11 protein-coding genes, 2 tRNA genes and 3 rRNA genes are annotated in these 20294 nt (G+C 59.7%); 7 read left to right on the forward strand and 9 right to left on the reverse strand.

Annotated elements, in window-relative coordinates; genetic code table 11:
- Positions 1-642 precede the first annotated feature (642 nt).
- Positions 643-2601 carry an OPT family oligopeptide transporter gene (locus DAES_RS03005; RefSeq protein WP_013513558.1) on the forward strand — a complete coding sequence of 653 codons (1959 nt, stop codon included), beginning with the start codon at positions 643-645 and terminating at the stop codon, positions 2599-2601.
- A 101-nt stretch (positions 2602-2702) separates the two neighbouring features.
- Here the strand turns inward: DAES_RS03005 and DAES_RS03010 are convergent, their stop codons facing one another.
- The 6 genes from DAES_RS03010 to dnaE form a co-directional block, all read right to left on the reverse strand.
- Positions 2703-4139, reverse strand: a complete 1437-nt coding sequence (locus DAES_RS03010) for a sensor domain-containing diguanylate cyclase (protein WP_013513559.1) — start codon at positions 4137-4139, stop codon at positions 2703-2705.
- A gap of 39 nt (positions 4140-4178) precedes the next feature.
- A complete protein-coding gene (gene dtd / locus DAES_RS03015) occupies positions 4179-4643 on the reverse strand; it encodes a D-aminoacyl-tRNA deacylase (protein WP_013513560.1) in 465 nt (154 codons plus the stop codon).
- Between the two features lie 2 nt (positions 4644-4645).
- The gene (locus tag DAES_RS03020) at positions 4646-4888 is read right to left on the reverse strand and encodes a hypothetical protein (RefSeq protein ID WP_013513561.1); all 243 of its coding nucleotides are present in this window, start codon (positions 4886-4888) and stop codon (positions 4646-4648) included.
- Positions 4888-5268 carry a 6-carboxytetrahydropterin synthase QueD gene (gene queD / locus DAES_RS03025; protein WP_013513562.1) on the reverse strand — a complete coding sequence of 127 codons (381 nt, stop codon included), beginning with the start codon at positions 5266-5268 and terminating at the stop codon, positions 4888-4890. The genes DAES_RS03020 and queD overlap by 1 nt, the downstream gene beginning before the upstream one ends.
- A gap of 12 nt (positions 5269-5280) precedes the next feature.
- Positions 5281-5628 (reverse strand): nucleotide pyrophosphohydrolase, encoded by a 348-nt coding sequence (locus tag DAES_RS03030; protein ID WP_013513563.1) that lies wholly within the window; start codon positions 5626-5628, stop codon positions 5281-5283.
- Positions 5629-5790: 162 nt separating this feature from the next.
- A complete protein-coding gene (dnaE, locus tag DAES_RS03035; RefSeq protein ID WP_013513564.1) occupies positions 5791-9312 on the reverse strand; it encodes a DNA polymerase III subunit alpha in 3522 nt (1173 codons plus the stop codon).
- Positions 9313-9550: 238 nt separating this feature from the next.
- Between dnaE and DAES_RS03040 the strand changes: the two genes are divergently transcribed.
- Complete coding sequence (locus DAES_RS03040; protein WP_041271328.1) at positions 9551-10798, forward strand: SLC13 family permease; 1248 nt, start codon at positions 9551-9553, stop codon at positions 10796-10798.
- A gap of 31 nt (positions 10799-10829) precedes the next feature.
- On the opposite strand, the gene DAES_RS03045 is transcribed toward DAES_RS03040, so the two are convergent.
- Positions 10830-13127 carry a hybrid sensor histidine kinase/response regulator gene (locus tag DAES_RS03045; RefSeq protein WP_013513566.1) on the reverse strand — a complete coding sequence of 766 codons (2298 nt, stop codon included), beginning with the start codon at positions 13125-13127 and terminating at the stop codon, positions 10830-10832.
- Positions 13128-13819: 692 nt separating this feature from the next.
- Between DAES_RS03045 and DAES_RS03050 the strand changes: the two genes are divergently transcribed.
- The 5 genes from DAES_RS03050 to rrf all read left to right on the forward strand — a co-directional run bounded on the left by DAES_RS03050 (position 13820) and on the right by rrf (position 18801).
- Positions 13820-15371: ribosomal RNA gene (locus DAES_RS03050) — 16S ribosomal RNA — on the forward strand.
- Positions 15372-15431: 60 nt separating this feature from the next.
- Positions 15432-15508, forward strand: a tRNA-Ile gene (locus tag DAES_RS03055).
- Between the two features lie 16 nt (positions 15509-15524).
- A tRNA-Ala gene (locus tag DAES_RS03060) sits at positions 15525-15600 on the forward strand.
- Between the two features lie 81 nt (positions 15601-15681).
- Positions 15682-18621: ribosomal RNA gene (locus tag DAES_RS03065) — 23S ribosomal RNA — on the forward strand.
- Between the two features lie 65 nt (positions 18622-18686).
- Positions 18687-18801: ribosomal RNA gene (rrf, locus tag DAES_RS03070) — 5S ribosomal RNA — on the forward strand.
- The 16S, 23S and 5S rRNA genes sit together here with 2 tRNA genes alongside, the layout of an rRNA operon.
- 110 nt (positions 18802-18911) lie before the next feature.
- Here rrf and DAES_RS03075 read toward each other — a convergent pair.
- Together DAES_RS03075 and DAES_RS03080 are read right to left on the reverse strand one after the other, a co-directional pair.
- Positions 18912-19577, reverse strand: a complete 666-nt coding sequence (locus tag DAES_RS03075) for a hypothetical protein (RefSeq protein ID WP_013513567.1) — start codon at positions 19575-19577, stop codon at positions 18912-18914.
- Between the two features lie 63 nt (positions 19578-19640).
- Positions 19641-20255: a hypothetical protein gene (locus DAES_RS03080; protein WP_013513568.1), complete on the reverse strand. Its 615-nt coding sequence runs from the start codon at positions 20253-20255 to the stop codon at positions 19641-19643.
- Positions 20256-20294 lie beyond the last annotated feature (39 nt).

Raw genomic sequence — 20294 nt, forward strand, 5'->3', positions numbered from 1 at the left:
GCCAGTAACGCCGACCCGCTGGCGAAACAGTTGGGAGCGGTCGAAGACTCCGCTCCCGCCGGGTTTCGCCCGAGTCGCGGGCCGACGCAACTGGCGCTGCGACGCTCCCGCCCATTGCGGGGCTGACGTGAGTGAAACCCGTGATGGTGTGGCCAGTGCAGAGACAGAGAAGGTCTGACGAGACCGCAGGCCCATCCGCCTACCGTGACCGAAGTTTTTCCGGTCTCCGCCTGCTCCAGCCCTTAAGCCTCCTAAGGCTTAGAAGCTGACCAATCAAGCGGAGCGGCTCTTCCGAATCACGGACGGAGCGAAGCGGAGGACTTGATTCGGGGAGCGAAACCGATTGGATCAGCTTCTTGGCCGTGGAGTGCAGGCGGCAAAGATGGAAAGGCCCTTTTCTTTGGTTACTTTCTTTTGGGCCAGCAAAAGAAAGTAACCCCGCCGGGAGGGCAATCAAAAAAGCTGGAGGAGCGAAAGCGACGGCTCTACATTCCTCCCGATGCCCCCCTCCGAGGTTTGCGGGGCTATCGTGAATGGGACTTGAAGAATGGATAGTGATTTTTCTAGACTTGCTTTGATGACGTTTTGCGTGATTGACAGAAAACCGCTTGCCCCTGCCCCGGCAGCCGGAGGCATCAACAGATGTACGATGACAAAGAACTGAACGAATATAGAAATCTGATGAAGCCGCCCGAAACCTTTGAAGAAGGTTTCGATTGGAAGACGATTGTCGGGGCGATTTTCATCGGATTTCTGATGATGCCGGGGTCCATGTATCTGCAACTGGTGATCGGGCAGGGCATTGGTCCGGCAGCGCGCTGGGTAACGATCATCCTGTTTGCGGAGATCGCCAAGCGGTCGTACACGCATTTGAAGCAGCAGGAAGTGTTCCTGCTGTATTACATGGCGGGCGCGGCGTTGGCCTCGCCGTTTCAGGGGCTGCTCTGGAGCCAGTATCTGGTGCAGTCGGACGCGGCGCGCATGCTCGGGCTGACCGAGTTCATCCCCCAGTGGGTGGCACCGGCGATGGGCTCTGGCTCGTATCTGGAGCGCACGTTCATGCATCGGGACTGGCTGGTGCCGATCATGCTGCTCATCGGGTCGCAGCTGGTGCAGCGCATCGACCATTTCGGGCTCGGATATTCGCTGTATCGCATCACCTCGGATGTGGAGAAGCTGCCATTTCCCATGGCGCCGGTGGGCGCGCTGGGCACCATGGCCCTGGCCGAGTCCACCGAGGACCGCAAGACCGGGTGGAAGTGGCGGGTGTTTTCCATCGGCGGGGTGATCGGGCTTGGGTTCGGGTTTTTCTACGTGTTGCTCCCGGCGTTGTCCGGGCTGCTGTTTACCGAGCCGATCCGGCTCATTCCCATCCCATGGATCGAGCTGACCCAGTATACCGAAGGGGTGCTGCCAGCGGTTGCCACTGGCTTGCAGTTCGACCTGGGGCTGGTCTTCATCGGCATGGTCCTGCCCTTTTGGGCGGTCATCGGCGGCTTGCTGGGGCTGATCATCACCATTGTCGGCAACCCGATCCTGTATGCCCACGGGGTGCTGCACCGCTGGCATCCGGGCATGGCCACGGTGGAGACCGTGTTTGCCAACAATTTCGACTTCTACATGAGTTTCGGCATCGGGCTGGGCCTGGCCATCGGCGCAGTGGGCGTCTATTATGTGGTCAAGTCGTTCAGGAGCACGGATGGCAAGGGGCTTGATTTCTCGGCTCTCTTCAATCCTCCCCAGGGGAGGGGCGACATCAATTTCTGGGTGTCCATCGGCATCTATGTTTTCTCGACCTTGTGCTACATCGCGTTCTGCGTCTGGCTGGTGCCGACGTTTCCGTGGATTTTCTTCGTCCTGTACGGGTTCATCTACACGCCGGTGATCTCCTACATCACGGCGCGCATGGAGGGCGTGGCCGGGCAGTTCATTGCCCTGCCCATGGTGCGCGAGTTCTCGTTCATCGCCGGGGCCAAGTTCTTCGGCTATCAGGGCCTTGAGATCTGGTACGCACCCATTCCCATCCACAACTATGGCGAGGCCACGGTCCAGTTCCGGCAGATCGAGCTGACAGGCACGAGTCTGCGCGGCATCATCAAGGCCGAGATCGTGGTTTTCCCCATTGTCATGATCTCGTCGCTGCTTTTTTCGCAGTTCCTGTGGCAGCTGGCACCCATCCCGTCGCCGGAATACCCGTTTGCCCAGGAGCTGTGGCATTTGCAGGCACTGAACACCCTGCTCATGCAGACCTCGACCCTTGAGGGCAACTCGCTCTTTTTCGAGGCGCTGTCCGGGCCGGTGGTGTTCTCCGGGCTTGGGCTCGGGCTGATCATGTACTCGGTGCTCAACGTGCTGGGGCTGCCCGTGCTGCTGGTCTACGGCGTGGTGCGCGGCCTGGGGCAGTCCACGCCGCACGGCATGATCCTGGAGGTGATGGGCGCGTTGCTGGGCCGCTATTATTTCCTGAAGAAATACGGCGCGCAGTGGCGGTACTATGCGCCGGTGCTGCTGGCCGGTTTTTCCTGCGGCATGGGCTTGACGGGCATGTTTGCCATGGGCTGCACATTGATCCTCAAGTCTCTGGGCAGGCTCGCCTATTAGGCAGGCTGCCGGGCGGACACATGGCGGAAAACGAAAGCGGCGGCTCCCTCGGAGGGGCCGCCGCTTCATTGTGTGTCATCACGCCACTGGATACGGGCTGATCAGGCGTCGGGAGGGCTGGCGATGAGGCAGCGGTCGCCTTTGGCCTTGGCCGCATACATGGCTTGGTCCGCCCTGTGGGTCAGGGATTTCAGGTCGTCGTCTGCCGTGAACTGGGCGATGCCGCAGCTGAACGAGATGGTCCTGCCAAGCGGCCCAGGCGGCATGTGCGCGCGGATGCGCTCGGTCACGATGGAGGCGTCCTGGGCCGTGCTCTCCATGAGGATGACGAATTCGTCGCCGCCCCATCGGGCCAGGAGGTCTGTGGGCCGAAGGGTGCGGGTGATGGTGTCGGCCACGGTCTTGATAACCGCGTCGCCTTCCATGTGTCCCAGGGTGTCGTTGATGGCCTTGAAGTCGTCGAGGTCGATGATCACGGCGGAGCAGGGCGTTGCGTTGCGGCGGGCTTTGTAGGCGGCCAGATGGAACCGTTCCTCCAGGGCGCGGCGGTTGGCTGCCCCGGTCAGGGGATCGGTCTTGGCCATGCGCTCCAGCCGGGCCTGGAAGTGGTTGACCGTCAGCACGCACAGGAAAATGATCAGCAGGGATGCGCCAAATCCCACGGACAGGGTGCGGATCAGGTTGTGGCGGGCCGTGGCCAGGGCCTCGCCCTCGTTCTGCTCCACGATGAGGTGCCACTGGAATTCGGGCAGGTAGCGGGAGGAGAGCAGGATGTGCTCGCCGTCAAGGTCGTATTCGTAGTTGCGTGCGTCCTCGTGCGGCTCAAGAATTTTTTGTGCCACAGTGCGGATTCCCTCGGTTTCGGTGATGTAGGATTTCTGGATGCGCGATTTGTCGAGAGCGACCTGGACCAGCCCGTCCTGGTCCACCAGGAAGATGTTGCGGCGGTAGTCGTCGTGGGCCTTCTGGAGCAGGGCCACGGCATTGTCCATGTTCAGGCCCACGCCGGTGACGCCGAGCAGTCGGCCTTGGGCATCCTCCACCCGGAAGTTGACGAAGATGGCGAGCTTGTTGTCCTCGGCCTGGTTGTTGTCCACATCCAGGTCGTATTCCCTGCCTGTGCTGGTGAAGGCGTAATACCAGACATCGTGCTCGTCACGCGCGCTGATCCGTTTGAGAATGCCCTTGTGATAATAGTATTTGTCGGATTTTGCCGAAACGAAGAATGCGGACATGAATCCGTACTTGCGGCGGATTTCCTCAAGATATTTGATGATCTCAAGGGGCTCCTGTTCCCCGCTGACAATCCAGTCCTTGAGAAAGGTGTCGTTGGCCATGGACGAGGAGACCAGGATGGGCCGCATCATGGCCGAGTGGATTTCCGAGTAAATGGTCTTGCCGGTCAGGGGAAGCGACGAGTTGATCAGCTCCTCGCGGATGGAGTCGCGCGTAACCGTGTAATTGACGATGCTGGTGGCCGCAAAGGACACCAGAAGAATGATGGACAGGGCGATGAGCAGCTTGGTCTTGACCGTCATTTTCGCAATATATGGGATTCGTAGTTTCATGACAATGGATTAGAACTGGTCCGAGTCGAGGGTTATGGTCACAGGGCCCCAGTTGGTGAAACGCAGCCGCATGTCGGCCCCGAACTCGCCGCAGGCCACCCGGCCCGGCGCGCAGGCGCGGGCGTCGGCCACGAAGCGGTCAAAGAGCCCGGCGGCCAGATCGGGTGGGCAGGCACCGGTGAAGGAGGGGCGGCACCCTTTGCGGCAGTCGGCATAGAGGGTGAACTGCGAGACAAGCAGCAGATCACCGGATATGGCAACCAGGGAGCGGTTGAACCGGCCCTGGTCATCGGGAAAGATGCGCAGCCCCACAAGTTTGTCGAGGGTCTTGCGCCACACCGGAGAGCCGGGCAGTGCCCCGGTGTCCGTACTGCCAAACCCGACCAGGGCGAGCAGGCCGGTTTCGATTTCGCCCACCACCGCGTTGCCCACCAGTACGGCAGCCTCGGTGACCCGCTGGATGACCAGACGCACGGCTACCCGATCCAGATGGAGACCGCAGCGCGGGACTGCTGGCCCGGTTGGCTGTCGAGCGGCTGGGCGGGCTGGCAGCTCCGGCTTAGGGCCGCGAACAGAAAGACCACGATCAGGGCGATGAAGGCGATGCCGCTGATCACCCGCAGCGGATTGGAGCGCAGGTTTTTCGGGATGAGCAGATCGGTCATGATCCTGCCGTAGGACGGTTCCTTGTCGTTTGTCTCGTCATGCTTCTTGCGCATCATTCTTCCCAGTAGGTCGCTTTGGAGGAGTCTTTTTCCGACACCGAAACCTCGGCCAGCCGGACGTTCTCCGGCATGGAGTCCTTCAATTCCTTATATATGAACATGGCCAGGTTCTCGGACGAGGGGTTGATCTCGGTGAAGCACTCGACCTCGTTGAGGTGCTTGTGGTCGAGCCGGTCAAGCACGGCCTTGGTCAACCGCTTGATCTCCTTGAAATCCACGAGATAGTGGACCTTGTCGTCCAGCCGGTCGCCCTCGACAGCCACCTCGACGCCGAAGTTGTGGCCGTGCATGTTCTCGCACTTGCCGCCGTAGTTGCGCAACTGGTGCGCGGCGGAAAAATCCTGGGTGATGGTCAGACGCCACTTGCCAGCCATAGTCTAGTTCTCCTAGCCCTGGTCCGGGCGGCGATACTCGCCCCGGAAGGCTTCCTTGGGGTACTTGCGGTCGTTCCTCTCGCATTTTTCATGGGCCGCGGCAACCAGATCAATGCCCAGCTCGTCGGCCATGCGGGTCAGGTAGATGAGCACGTCCGCCATCTCCATAGCCACGGCCCGCTTCTTATCCCCGCCGATTTCGCGGCTCTCGGCCTCGCCCAGCCACTGAAAATGCTCCACCAGCTCGCCCACCTCGGCTGTCAGCGCCATGACCAGATTCTTGGGCGACTGATGCCTCTGCCAGTCCCGCTCCGCCACGAAACGGCGTATCTTCTTCGTCAATTCATTCAACGAGTCCATACCATGCTCCATGCTCCGGAAAGCTCTGTCACCCATCCCGCGAAGCGACATAAAAAGTTTAGGAAGGGTGAGGGGATGGGGGGGCCAGGGGGGGAGGGGAGAGGGAAAGCCCTTTCCCAAAGGGTTTCCCTCTCCCCTTCCCCCCTGGCCGCCGGAGGCACCCTACTCCCCCCCGGCCTGATGGCGCAGGGCGTCGCCGTTTTGCCAGGTTTCGACGTCTTTCCAGAATTCGCGGCCAGGGTTGACCTGCCAGCCGTTGCCAAGGCGCATGTTGACCACCGAGTCGCGGGTGATGACGCCGAGGTTGACGGCGGTGGTGCCGGGGTAGCGTCTGAGGATGGTCTTGAGGGCGTCGAGGTGCGGGTCCACGGCGTTGCGCTCGCCGATCCACAGGGACACGGGCTGGTCCGAGCCCTGGACCGCGTCGGCCAGGAACAGGACCTTGTCGGCCAGGATCTTGGCGGCCTTGGGGGCGTCCTCCTGGCCTGGCTCCTCGCGGATGTCGATTTTGCCCTGGATGAGCAGGGGGCGGTCGGCGTCGAGCTTGTCGCGCGCCTCGGCGTAGACATTGGGGAGCATGGTGATCTCGCCGGAGGTGGTCAGGTCTTCGGCGGTGCAGAAGGCCATGGGGTCGCCCTTTTTGGTGATGAACTGCTTGTAGTCCGGGATGATGACGGCCACGCGGACCTCGGTGCCGTTGGGCATGGACTTGCAGTCCTCCAGGGTGGCGGTGCGCAGCCGGGCCAGTTCGTGGCGATAGGCGAGCAGCGGGTGGCCGGAGAGGAAGAAGCCGAGCACTTCCTTTTCCATTTCGAGCTTTTCGCGGTCGTCGAACTCCTCGCAGGAGGAGCAGGTGGGGGTGTGGGCGGCCTGGGCGGACGCGCCGCCGAGCATGTCGAGCATGCTGAGCATGCCGGATTCCTTTTCCTTGGCCTTTTTCTGGCCGAAGCCCACGGCCTTTTCCAGGTCTTCGAGCAGGGCGGCGCGCGAGCAGCTGAAGCAGTCGAGCGCGCCCGCCTTGATCAGGGATTCGAGCACGCGCTTGGTGACACGGCGCAGGTTGATCCGCTCGCAGAAAGCGAAGATGTCCTTGAAGGGACCGCCTGCCACGCGCTCGGCCACGATCTCGTTGATGGCCTCCTCGCCCACGTTCTTGATGGCGGCCATGGCAAAGAGGATGTCGCCGTCGAGCACCGAGAAGCGCGCCTGGCCTGCGTTGATGTCGGGCTGTTTGACCGTGATGTCCATGTCGCGGCAGGCGTTGATGTACATGACGATCTTTTCGGTGTTGTTCATTTCCGTGCTCATGAGCGCGGCCATGAACTCCACCGGGAAATGGGCCTTGAGATAGGCAGTGTGGTAGGAGATGAGCGCGTAGGCGGCGGAGTGGGACTTGTTGAAGCCGTAGGCCGCGAACTTCTCCATGGTGTCGAAGATGGCGTTGGCCACGGCCTCGTCGATCTTGTTTTCGCGTGCGCCTTCGAGGAAACGGGCGCGCTGCATGGCCATTTCCTCGGCGATCTTCTTGCCCATGGCCCGGCGCAGCAGGTCGCCCTCGCCCAGCGAGTAGTTGGCGATGATCATGGCCGTGGCCATGACCTGCTCCTGGTAGACCATGACGCCGTAGGTGGGTTTGAGGGTGTCCTCAAGGGACGGGTGGGGGTAGGAGACGGCCACCTCGCCGTGCTTGCGCTTGATGAACTCGTCGACCATGCCCATGCCCAGAGGGCCGGGCCGGTAGAGGGCGAGCATGGCGATGATGTCCTCAAAGCAGTTGGGGCGGAGCATGCGCAGGTATTTGCGCATGCCCGACGACTCCACCTGGAAGATGCCGTCGGTGTCGCCCTTGGCAAAGATGTCGTAGGTGGCCGGGTCGTCCAGGGCCAGGGTGTCGAGGTCCGGGGCGTGTTTGCCCTGCTCGCGGATGATGTCCAGGCAGTCCTCGATGACGGTCATGGTACGCAGGCCCAGGAAGTCGAACTTGATCAGGCCGACCTTTTCGACCTTCTTCATGTCGAACTGGGTGACGATTTCCCCTTTCTTGCCTTTGTAGAGGGGGAGGAATTCGGTCATGGGCCTATCCGAGATGACCACGCCCGCCGCGTGGGTGGAGGCGTGACGGCACAACCCTTCGAGCCGGGTGGAGATGTCGATGAGTTTGGCCACCCTGGGGTCGGTGGCCACCATGTCGTCCAGCTCGATCACGGCCTTGACCGCGTTGGGCACGCTGATCTTGGCTTTTTCCACGCCCAGCAGCTTGGCCATGACGCCGGGGTCTTCGGGGATGAGCTTGGCGATGCGGTCGGTCTCGCCAAAGGTCATGCCCAGGGCGCGGCCCACGTCCTTGATGACCGCCTTGGTCTTCATGGTGCCAAAGGTGGTGATCTGGGCCACGCGGTCGTGGCCGTACTTGTCGGCGCAGTATTTGACCACCTCCAGGCGGCGGCGCTCGCAGAAATCCACGTCGATATCCGGCATGGATATGCGCTCGACATTGAGGAACCGCTCGAAGAGCAGGTCATAGGGGAGCGGGTCGAGGTTGGTGATGCGCAGGGACCAGGCCACGATGGAGCCTGCGGCCGAGCCTCGGCCCGGGCCCACCGGGATGCGGTTGTCCTTGGCCCAGTTGATGAAGTCCTGGACGATGAGGAAGTAGGCCGGGAACCCCATCTTGATGATGACGCCCAGCTCGTAGTCGAGCCGTTTCCAGTAGACGGCCTCGTCCACGGGGTAGGGGATGGCCGCAAGGCGTTTGCGCAATCCCTCGCGGCAGAGTTTTTCGAACTCCTCGTTGATGTCGGCCACGCCCTCGGACAACTCGTATTCCGGGAAATAGTAGCTCCCGAGCTCGATCTCGAGGTTGCACCGCTCGGCGATGCGCTGGGTGTTGGCAATGGCCTCTGGCACGTGGGCAAACGCCTGTTCCATCTCCTCCGGGGTCTTGAAGTAGAGCTCGCGGGTGTCCATGCGGAACCGTTTTTCCGCGTCCACCGTGGTCTGGGTCTGGATGCAGAGCAGGGTGTCGTGGGCCTCGTAGTCCTCGGCGGTCAGGTAGTGGCAGTCGTTGGTGGCCACCAGGGGCAGGCCGGTCTTTTCGGCGCACTTGATGAGCAGTTCGTTCAGGCGGGTCTGCTTGCCGATGCCGTTGTCCTGGAGCTCAAGGTAGAAGTTGCCGGGAAAGATGGACTCGTATTCCCCGGCCATGGCCGCGCCCGCCTCAAGCCCCTCGTTCATGAGCATGCGCGGCACCTCGCCCGCCAGACAGGCGGACAGGGCAATGAGCCCTTCGGCGTGTTGCTTGAGCAGGTATTTGCTGACGCGGGGTTTGTAGTAGAACCCTTCGAGGTAGCCGGTGGTGACGAGCTTGATCAGGTTCTTGTAGCCGATCCGGTTCTTGGCCAGGAGCACGAGGTGGTAGCCGCCGCTCTTGTCCTTGACCTCGTGGGCGTGGGCGTCGTCGATGTCGCCCGGAGCCACGTAGACCTCGCAGCCGATGATGGGCTTGATGCCCATGGCCAGGGCCTCGGTGTAGAAGGTCATGGCCCCGAACATGGAGCCGTGGTCGGTGATGGCCACGGCGGGCATGCCCAGATCCTTGGCCCGCGCGAGCAGGTCGTTGATGCGGATGGCGCCGTCGAGCAGGCTGTACTCGGAATGGACGTGAAGATGAACGAATTCGGCCACGAAAACCCTCGGTAAAATCAGCGGTGAATCAGGACTTCAAGCTATACTGGATTCCGGGTGCCAAGGGAAGGCGCATGGGGACAGCCGATGATTTTTGGCTGCAACCGATTGATATGAAGAATGTATTGTCGTGGTTTATCGAGTTTCGCCGCAGTTCCCGGACCGGGCGGCGTTGACAAGGGCGGCGGAAAAAAACCACTGTACGCACAGTGTCATCACCGACAACACGGGGGATTGCGTGGACGCATCCGGCGAATTCGGGACATACCTCTGGAGCAGGCTGCCGCTCATCCTGCTTTTTGCGGGGGGGTATCTGGTCTACCAGCTCATGGCCGCCACCCGGCTGACGGACGCCTTTGTGGCCTGGGCGCTCAGGCGCAGCCATGGGCGCGCCTCGGTCATAATATTGTATGTAATAGGCGTGGCCGCAGTGCTCTCGTCGTTCATTCCCAACGCCATCACCGTGCTGGCCCTGCTGCCGGTGCTCAAGCGGCTGGACGCGGACTTTGCCCGGCAGGGGGTGGGGGGCATGACCACCGTACTCATGTGCTCGGCCATCTACGGTTCGGCCATCGGCGGGATGGGGTCCATGATCGGCTCGCCCGCCAACGCCGTACTCCTTGGCGCGCTCGATCTGTTTGAGGTTTCCGGGCGGGAGCGGATCACCTTTTTCAACTGGTTCCTGTGGTCTGTGCCTCTGGTGGTCATGCTGGTGGCCGCGGCCTGGGGCGTGGCTGTGGGCCTGGGGCTGCCCGCTGCGGCCAGGACCGTGACCGTGCGCATGGACTGCGTGGGCGAGGAGTGTCAGACCACCTCGCGGCAACGGTACGGTGGCGCGCTCTTCTGGCTCTACATGGGGTTCTGGGTGCTGGAGTCCGTGGCCCGCGAGACCGTGCCGGGCTTGGCCGCAGTCGCGCCGGTGGCGGGGCTGGTCTTTACGGTCCTGTTTGTTTACCTGCTCTTTGTCAGGCATGCGCCCCCTTCGCAGGCCGGGCGCGGCCCGTTGCTGCGCCCGCGCGATCTGGTGTCGTCCGTGCCGCGCCGGGGGCTTACGTTCATCCTCGCACTGGCCGCGCTTTATGGCGCGGTCCGCTGGCTGGGCTGGGACGAGCGGCTGGTGGCCGAGGCCGGACGCCTGCCGCTGGGCGACATCGCGCCCGAACTGCTCTTCCTGCTCCTGGTCATGGCGGTCATCTTTCTGACCGAGGCGCTTTCCAACACTGCCGTGGTGGCTGCGTTCTTCGCCATCGCCCACTATGCGGCGACCAGACACGGCATGGACCCCTTGACCCTGATGGTGGGCGTCAGTGTGGCCTCCACCTGCGCCTTCATGACCCCCATCGCCACGCCCACCAATGCCCTGGCCTTTGGCGAGATGCGGGGCGCGTCCCTGTGGACCATGCTCGGCCTCGGCGCCGTGCTCAACGTGCTCTGCGGCGTGCTCATCGCGGGCTGGCTCGGCTGGGTGCTGCCCCGGCTCTATTGAGGGCGGGCGGGTCGCCCGGAGAGCGGGGGTGCTATCCCGTCTGATCGACCGGGTCGAGACTGACCCCCAGGTGCTGGGCCACGGTTTGGCGCAGTCCGGCCTTGGTCACGGGCTTTGACAGGAATCCGGAGCAGCCGTGCTCGCGGCTTTTGTCCTCGGCCTCGATCAGGGCATGGGCCGTGACCGCGACGATGGGCACCTCGGGCAGTCCGGCCTTGCGCTCGCGGGCGCGGATGGCCTGGGTGGTCTGGTAGCCGTCCATGCCCGCCATCTCGATATCCATGAGGATCAGGTCGTAGGGGGCCGCAAAGTGTTTGCGCAGGGCCTCCTCGCCGTTCTCCGCAGTGTCGAGGGTGTGGGGAATGTCCTTGAGAAACAGGGTGAACAGGAGCCGGTTGCGTTCGTCGTCCTCCACCAGCAGGATGCGTTTGGCCGATGCCGCGTCGCAGGCGCGACATTGCGCGGCGGGCAGTACGTCGCCGAATCCGGTGTTTTGATCCAGGGGCAGCCGGACCGTGAAGGTCAGGGTGGTGCCCTCGCCGGGCTGGCTGTCCACGGCAATGGAGCCGCCCATGAAGGTCACTAGGTTGCGGCAGATGGACAGGCCAAGCCCGGTGCCGCCGTACTTGCGCGAGGTGGAGCCGTCCGCCTGGGAGAACCGTTCGAAGATCACCTCCTGCTTGTCCACCGGGATGCCTATGCCCGTGTCCTGAACCGTGAACTCCAGGGTGCAGGTCTGGCCATCGGCCTCATGCCCGGCCCCAACGCTGCGCACGCCGAGGCTGACCGAGCCTTGGGGGGTGAATTTGATGGAGTTGCCCAGGAGATTGACCAGCACCTGCCGCAGGGCGGTGGGGTCGCCCACCAGACGGTCCGGGGTGTCCGGGTCCACACAGCAGCGCAGGTCGAGCCCTTTGTTCCTGGCTTCCAGGGTGAAGACCGCGCACGCCTTGTCAATGGCCGAGCGCAGGGAAAAGGGCGTTTCCTCCAGGCGGAATCTGCCCGACTCGAAGCGGGACAGGTCGAGCACATCGCGGACCAGCTCGCGCAGATGCTCGCCCGCGCTCTGATAGATGGACACATAGCGCCGCTGGTCGCCGTTGAGGCTGGTCTCGGCCAGCAGCTCGCCCGCGCCGAGCATGGCGTTCATGGGGGTGCGGATCTCGTGGCTCATGCGGGCCAGGAACTGGCTCTTGGCCTCGTCCGCGCTTTCGGCCATCTCCCTGGCCCGGCTGAGTTTGTTGGCCACCAGAAGGCCGATGATCAGGGCGATGACCACCGCCACCAGGGCGATGAGGATGTTCACGGTGCGGTTGGCCTTGATGGAGCCGAGGTAGTCGTCCTCGGGCATGTAGATGCCGATGACCCAGGGCCATTCGGCCCCGGTGAAGGGCGCGAACATGGCGTTGTACTTTTCGCCGGCCAGGGTGAAGGTGGTGAAGATCGGCTCCCTCAAGTGCAGGTTGTCGTAGGGCAGTCCCAGCGAGAGGAAGGCCTCGCGGGCCACGGGGTCGTCCAGTTCGGTGATGCGCGTCAGGCGGGTCTTGTCGTCGCCGTCCTCCTGCTTGAGCTTCTCCACGTCGGGGTAGGCGATGATGTCGCCTGACTGGCTCATGATGAAGGCTCTGCCGTTCTCGCTGACATTGAGCTTTGAGATGAAGGTGGAGAGCTCCTCGATGCCGATGTCCACGCCGATGACGCCCAGGAACTGGCCGGAACTGTTATAGACCGGGTTGGCCGTGGTGATGCCGGGCTTCTTGGCAGTGTAGAATATATAAGGATCGGTCCAAGTCAGATCGTTGGCCCGGTGCGCCCGCTGGTACCACGGCCTCGTCCTGGGGTCGTAGGCGTCTGTGGGGTCGAACTGGTGGCGGATCAGGGTGCCGGCGGCTGATTTGTATATCTGTTCCACCGACCGCACGCCGTCGTTGATCCGGATGAGCTTGGTGTAATAGCCGCCCTCCTCAAGCAGATTGTAGCGCGAGGCCATGATGAACTCGCCCTGGTCGCTGCCGAAGTAGATGCCTGAAAACTGCGGGTGAAGGTAGAGCTGCTCGTAGAAGTAGGCCACCATGGACTCGACATCCTTGCTGCTGACGATGTTGTTCCTGGACAGCCCGCGAGTCAGCCGGGCGGCCTGGCGAGCCGGGATGAGGTGGTTCTGGGACTTGTCTATGGTATAGGAGGCGATGTTCTCCATGATGGTCCGGGCGTGGCGGTGCAGGACAGAGCGCGATGTCAGCGACGAGGAGAGGATGATCGTCGAGGCGAAGACCACAATGAGGCCTGCGAACACTGAGGTGATGGCGAGTCTTGACTGTATGCGCATGGCGTGATGGCTCCGGGCTGCTTGGGTGGTGGGCAGGGGCCTGCATACCATGAACGGCCCGCCCAGGCGAGTCACATATGGGCATCGGCACCGATCAGGCGGGCAGACCAAAGAGGCAGCAACCCGAAATGTCAAATTATTAATCAAATTAAACAAGGTGGTTAGACAAAAAAATGCCGCCCTTCAAAAAAAAGCGCTTGACCTGGGTGTGGGTTTCACCTAGAACTCCACTTCGCCGCACGGGAGAGCCCGAAAGAGCGCACCGGCAGCTTGTTCTTTCTCAAACATATTGAACAGTTGGCACCATCGACCTCAGCTCGAAAAAGTTGAAAAAAGGTGTTGACGGGAGCGGGTGAAAACACTAGCTTGCCCTTCCTGCCTGACGGCAGGGTCCACACCGGACGCGACGAAAAAAAGTTGAAAAAGGTGTTGACGGGGACAAGCGAAAGCACTAGCTTCCCCTTCCTGCCTCCGGGCGGGGTCGGCACGGGACTCGACGAAAGAAAGTCGAAAAAAGTGTTGACGGGGATGAGCGAAGTCAGTAGCTTGCCCTTCCTGCCTGACGGCGGGTGTTCTTTGAGAGACGATGCAAATGGTCTTTGACAATTAAATAGCGAGTTGAGCAAATAAGATCACGAAATCACAGCCCGTTTAATAACGAGTAGATGAGTGATCACATTCTCCAAGTTTATCAACTGGAGAGTTTGATCCTGGCTCAGATTGAACGCTGGCGGCGTGCTTAACACATGCAAGTCGAGCGAGAAAGTTCTCTTCGGAGAATGAGTAGAGCGGCGCACGGGTGAGTAACGCGTGGATAATCTACCCTGAAGATCGGGATAACAGTTGGAAACGACTGCTAATACCGGATATCCTGCATATTTAACTTTATGTGGTAAAGGCGGCCTCTATTTATAAGCTGCCGCTTTGGGATGAGTCCGCGTCTCATTAGCTTGTTGGTGGGGTAATGGCCTACCAAGGCTACGATGAGTAGCTGGTCTGAGAGGATGATCAGCCACACTGGGACTGAAACACGGCCCAGACTCCTACGGGAGGCAGCAGTGGGGAATATTGCGCAATGGGGGAAACCCTGACGCAGCGACGCCGCGTGCGGGAAGAAGGCCTTCGGGTCGTAAACCGCTGTCAGGAGGGAAGAAACTGTTAGGGTATAATACGCCCTTTCACTGACGGTACCTCCAAAGGAAGCACCGGCTAACTCCGTGCCAGCAGCCGCGGTAATACGGAGGGTGCGAGCGTTAATCGGAATCACTGGGCGTAAAGCGCACGTAGGCGGCGCATCAAGTCAGGCGTGAAAGCCCTCGGCTCAACCGGGGAATTGCGTTTGAAACTGGTGCGCTGGAGTCTCGGAGAGGTTGGCGGAATTCCAGGTGTAGGAGTGAAATCCGTAGATATCTGGAGGAACACCGGTGGCGAAGGCGGCCAACTGGACGAGAACTGACGCTGAGGTGCGAAAGCGTGGGTAGCAAACAGGATTAGATACCCTGGTAGTCCACGCTGTAAACGATGGATATTAGGTGTCGGGGGTTACCTTCGGTGCCGCAGTTAACGCGTTAAATATCCCGCCTGGGGAGTACGGTCGCAAGGCTGAAACTCAAAGGAATTGACGGGGGCCCGCACAAGCGGTGGAGTATGTGGTTTAATTCGATGCAACGCGAAGAACCTTACCTAGGCTTGACATCCTGAGAATCTTCCCGAAACGGAGGAGTGCTCTTCGGAGAATTCAGTGACAGGTGCTGCATGGCTGTCGTCAGCTCGTGCCGTGAGGTGTTGGGTTAAGTCCCGCAACGAGCGCAACCCCTATTGCTAGTTGCCATCACGTAATGGTGGGCACTCTAGTGAGACTGCCCGGGTCAACCGGGAGGAAGGTGGGGACGACGTCAAGTCATCATGGCCCTTACGCCTAGGGCTACACACGTACTACAATGGTGCACACAAAGGGCAGCGAGACCGCGAGGTGGAGCCAATCCCAAAAAATGCATCCCAGTCCGGATTGCAGTCTGCAACTCGACTGCATGAAGTTGGAATCGCTAGTAATTCCGGATCAGCATGCCGGGGTGAATACGTTCCCGGGCCTTGTACACACCGCCCGTCACACCACGAAAGCTGGTTCTACCCGACAACGGCAGACTAACCCTCGGGAGGTAGTCGTCTACGGTAGGGCTGGTAATTGGGGTGAAGTCGTAACAAGGTAGCCGTAGGGGAACCTGCGGCTGGATCACCTCCTTTATAGAGTAAGCTCAACTCGCTATTTAATTGCAAGGACGATTTGTTTCTTGCGCGGCCAAGGGGCCTATAGCTCAGTTGGTTAGAGCGCACGCCTGATAAGCGTGAGGTCGATAGTTCAAATCTATCTAGGCCCACCACGCTTGTCCTCCAAAAGGGGGTGTAGCTCAGCTGGGAGAGCATCGGCTTTGCAAGCCGAGGGTCGTGGGTTCGATCCCCTCCACCTCCACCAGGAGGGCAGGCGGGAGTCGGCACCAGCCAGGCCGCAAGATCTTTGACAGTTAAATAGGGTAAGAAGAGAGAATTCCTAGTTGAATAAGTTACTAAGGGCACAAGGTGGATGCCTTGGCACTAGGAGGCGATGAAGGACGTGATAGGCTGCGATATGCCTCGGTGAGGAGCCAAATATCCTTTGACCCGGGGATTTCCGAATGGGGAAACCCACATGGAGTCATATCCATGTATCTCTTGGCTGAATACATAGGCCTTGAGAGGCGAACGGAGGGAAGTGAAACATCTCAGTACCTCCAGGAGAAGAAATCAAAAGAGATTCCGGTAGTAGCGGCGAGCGAACCTGGAAGAGGCCAAACCGTGAGGATTCGTCCTTGCGGGGTTGTAGGGCCGGCATAATCGATCCGTGATTAGATAAGGGAACAGGTTGGGAAACCTGGTCATAGAGAGTGAAAGCCTCGTACCTTAAATCGAAATCGGCGTAGCCGGTACCTGAGTACTGCGGGACACGAGAAACCCCGTGGGAATCCGGGAGGACCATCTCCCAAGCCTAAATACTCCCTAGTGACCGATAGCGAACCAGTACCGTGAGGGAAAGGTGAAAAGAACCCCTGTTAGGGGAGTGAAATAGAACCTGAAACCTTGTGCCTACAAGCTGTGGGAGCGGACTTGTTCCGTGACCGCGTGCTTTTTGCATAACGGGCCAGCGAGTTACTCTGTAGTGCGAGGTTAAGCGTAAGTGTAGCCGTAGCGAAAGCGAGTCTGAATAGGGCGTCAAGTACTGCGGAGTAGACCCGAAGCCGGGTGATCTATCCATGAGCAGGTTGAAGCTTGAGTAAAATCAAGTGGAGGACCGAACCAGTATCGGTTGAAAACGATTTGGATGACTTGTGGATAGGGGTGAAAGGCCAATCAAACCCGGTGATAGCTGGTTCTCCCCGAAATATATTGAGGTATAGCGTGTGATTAGTCTTGCGGAGGTAGAGCACTGAAAGGGCTAGGGGCCCCACCAGGTTACCAACCCCTATCAAACTCCGAATGCCGTAAGATGATGTCATGCAGTCAGGCTATGGGTGCGAAGGTCCATGGCCAAAAGGGAAACAGCCCAGACCAACAGCTAAGGTCTCGAAATCAATGCTAAGTGGGAAAGGTGGTGGAGTTGCTGATACATCCAGGAGGTTGGCTTAGAAGCAGCCATCCTTTAAAGAAAGCGTAATAGCTCACTGGCCTAGCGATTCTGCGCCGAAAATGTAACGGGGCTAAGCATTGTACCGAAGCTTTGGGTTCATAGTTTACTATGAGCGGTAGGGGAGCGTTCTCAGATGGGATGAAGGTGAACCGTGAGGTTTGCTGGACTAATGAGAAGTGATTATGCTGGCATGAGTAACGATAAAATATGTGAGAAACATATTCGCCGTAAACCTAAGGTTTCCTGGGTAAAGTTAATCTTCCCAGGGTAAGTCGGCCCCTAAGGCGAGGCAGAAATGCGTAGTCGATGGGAAACAGGTTAATATTCCTGTACATGCATGTGTGTGCGATGGAGGGACGCAGAAGGATAGACGGTCCGGGTGTTGGATATCCCGGTGCAAGCAGGTAGGCTTGAGGAGCAGGCAAATCCGCTCTTCTCTAAGGCCGAGATGTGATGCCGTGTCATTAAACCGACTGAAGCCGTTGATTCCATGCTGCCAAGAAAAGCTTCTAAGTTTAGCACATGCGTACCGTACCGCAAACCAACACAGGTAGGTGGGTCGAGCAGACCAAGGCGCTTGAGAGAACTCTGGTTAAGGAACTCGGCAAAATGACCCCGTACGTTCGCAATAAGGGGTGCTCAGAACCGTGATTTTATTTACTAAATGAGCGGTTTTGAGACGCAGATAATCGGGGGGGGCGACTGTTTACTAAAAACATAGGTCTCTGCTAAGTCGTAAGACGATGTATAGGGACTGACGCCTGCCCGGTGCCGGAAGGTTAAGAGGTGGGGTTAGACTTCGGTCAAAGCTCTAAATTGAAGCCCCGGTAAACGGCGGCCGTAACTATAACGGTCCTAAGGTAGCGAAATTCCTTGTCGGGTAAGTTCCGACCTGCACGAATGGCGTAACGATCTCCCCACTGTCTCAACCAGAGACTCAGTGAAATTGAATTCCCAGTGAAAATGCTGGGTACCCGCGGAAGGACGGAAAGACCCTGTGCACCTTTACTGCAGCTTGACATTGGTATTTGATTAATCATGTGTAGGATAGGTGGGAGACTTTGAAGCGTGCTCGCCAGAGTGCGTGGAGTCAACCTTGAAATACCACCCTTGATTACTTAGATATCTAATCCAATGCCGTCATCCGGCTTGGAAACAGTGTCTGGTGGGTAGTTTGACTGGGGCGGTCGCCTCCTAAAAAGTAACGGAGGCTTGCAAAGGTTCCCTCAGGCTGATTGGAAACCAGCCGTTGAGTGCAAAGGCATAAGGGAGCTTGACTGTGAGACAGACATGTCGAGCAGGAACGAAAGTTGGTCTTAGTGATCCGGTGGTTCCGCATGGAAGGGCCATCGCTCATAGGATAAAAGGTACGCCGGGGATAACAGGCTGATCGCGTCCAAGAGTTCACATCGACGACGCGGTTTGGCACCTCGATGTCGGCTCATCACATCCTGGGGCTGAAGCAGGTCCCAAGGGTACGGCTGTTCGCCGTTTAAAGTGGTACGCGAGCTGGGTTTAAAACGTCGTGAGACAGTTTGGTCCCTATCCTCCGTGGGCGTAGGAGAATTGAAGAGGGTCTGCCCCTAGTACGAGAGGACCGGGGTGGACGAACCTATGGTGTTCCTGTTGTCACGCCAGTGGCACTGCAGGGTAGCTATGTTCGGATAGGATAACCGCTGAAAGCATCTAAGCGGGAAGCCAGCCTCAAGATAAGTTCTCCCTGGACATTAGTCCCTGAAGATCCCTTGAAGACCACAAGGTTGATAGGCCGGAGGTGTAAGCAGCGCGAGTTGTTCAGCTTACCGGTACTAATAGATCGTGCGGCTTATTTGACAATTATAGGAATTCTCTCTTCCCCCTATTACTGATATATTCGAGTAATAACTCACTGCCTTTTTCTTGGTGACCAAGGAGGAGGGGGTACACCCGGTCCCATTCCGAACCCGGTAGTTAAGCCCTCCATCGCCGATGATACTGCATGGTAGCGTGTGGGAAAGTAGGTCGTTGCCAAGAAATCTTTCCAAAGCCCCGATTCGCAAGAATCGGGGCTTTGTGCGTTTGTGCGCCATGACCCCGCCGCCTGGGCCAAAGGCCGCCCCATATGACTCCGCCCCAGAGGGCAGCTACGCCAGATACGAGATGGAAATGGCCGGCTTGCCGTCCGGCCGGACCGTCACATTCGCCAGGGCCTGCGTCCTGTGCGGCGTCAGGGCCACTGCACAACTCGCCAGCATGTCCTTGGGTGTCAACGGTCCCTTCTCGCCGCCCTGTCCGCCTTGGTCCGACTCAGCCACCACCCGTCCTATCTCCACCACTTGATCCGGAGAGAGAAGGCCAAGATAGTAGGTTGGCGCCATCTTGAAGATCACGTTCTCGTTGCTCAGGATGTCCTCCATGTACAGCGCCCCGATCCGGTCCATGCCGATGCCGACAATGACCTTGGTGCCGGATCGGTTTTCAATGATCACATCGTCCTCAATGGTGGTGCCCGGGTCCGGCTCCTGAAGCAGGGAATAGCCGTCCTCCCCAGACTCCTTGCCATAATGCAGTGACCAGCGGGTATGGTACGTTACGCTCCAGAGGTCTCCCTGAGTGATCCTGCCGTCGGCTTTGGTTCCGAGGACCACGCACAGGGCATCGGTCCAGATGAGGGGCGGGGAGCTTTTGGGCGGCACCATGCCGGTCTTCCAGACGACGCTGGTGCAATGCTTGGTGAGTGCCAGCCGTTGAAACAGGATGTATACGTAGCCAGCCTCGCCAGGATTCATGATGGTCAATCCGAATTCCATGTTCACCTCCGAAGGTTGAGAAAAGCGGCGGCCACGGGTGTGGCCGCCGCTGGAAGTCAGTGGCTAGGAGCGCGAGTACTTGGTCGAGTACTCGATGGAGTCGCCCAGCCGGACCGCAGTGACAGTGGCCACGTTGGAGCCTTCGGCAAAGGCGAGCTTGATCGGCCCGACTTCGACGTTGCTGCTGATGACCTCACCGAGCTGCACGTCGCGGAACAGGCCGACCCAGTAGGTGGGCGTGACCTTGAACTGCGCCGACGAGTTGCTCAGCACGTTGCGCTTGAACACCGAGCCGGTGCCGGACATGCCGATGCCGGGGTTGGCCTCCAGGCCGGACTTGTTGTTGATGAGGATGTGGTCATCCAGGCCCACGGGCAGGGCTTCGACCAGTTCGAGCTGCTGCACGCCGTCCCTGTAGACGATGTCCCACTCATAGCCGAGGTGGGTGTCCAGGGCCTGGGAGGAGTAGTACACGCCCAGGGGGGTGTCCTGGCGGTAGGAGGCGAGGGCCACGTTGTAGCTCACTTCCCAGAACACGCCGCTGGAACCGGACCTGGGTACGGTGGACAGCTTCCAGGCCACGCTGTCGAGCCCGATGGAGCTGGGAAGGGTCTGATACACGGCCAGACTCCAGGTGCGATCAGTGTTGTTGTCGAAGTTGACATAATACTTGTCCATGAGATTCTCCTTGAGGTTTGGAAGGTTGTTTTCCCGTCC

Origin of the sequence: Pseudodesulfovibrio aespoeensis Aspo-2, assembly GCF_000176915.2 — a bacterium.
GTDB lineage: Bacteria > Desulfobacterota > Desulfovibrionia > Desulfovibrionales > Desulfovibrionaceae > Pseudodesulfovibrio > Pseudodesulfovibrio aespoeensis.

What these genes read in the sequence shown, in the direction of transcription:
- DAES_RS03020 (WP_013513561.1), bottom strand. Translation starts at nt 4,888, where the DNA reads ATGCGCAAGAAGCATGACGAGACAAACGACAAGGAACCGTCCTACGGC.
- queD (WP_013513562.1), bottom strand. Translation starts at nt 5,268, where the DNA reads ATGGCTGGCAAGTGGCGTCTGACCATCACCCAGGATTTTTCCGCCGCG.
- DAES_RS03010 (WP_013513559.1), bottom strand. Translation starts at nt 4,139, where the DNA reads ATGACGGTCAAGACCAAGCTGCTCATCGCCCTGTCCATCATTCTTCTG.
- DAES_RS03080 (WP_013513568.1), bottom strand. Translation starts at nt 20,255, where the DNA reads ATGGACAAGTATTATGTCAACTTCGACAACAACACTGATCGCACCTGG.
- DAES_RS03005 (WP_013513558.1), top strand. Translation starts at nt 643, where the DNA reads ATGTACGATGACAAAGAACTGAACGAATATAGAAATCTGATGAAGCCG.
- DAES_RS03030 (WP_013513563.1), bottom strand. Translation starts at nt 5,628, where the DNA reads ATGGACTCGTTGAATGAATTGACGAAGAAGATACGCCGTTTCGTGGCG.
- DAES_RS03075 (WP_013513567.1), bottom strand. Translation starts at nt 19,577, where the DNA reads ATGGAATTCGGATTGACCATCATGAATCCTGGCGAGGCTGGCTACGTA.
- DAES_RS03045 (WP_013513566.1), bottom strand. Translation starts at nt 13,127, where the DNA reads ATGCGCATACAGTCAAGACTCGCCATCACCTCAGTGTTCGCAGGCCTC.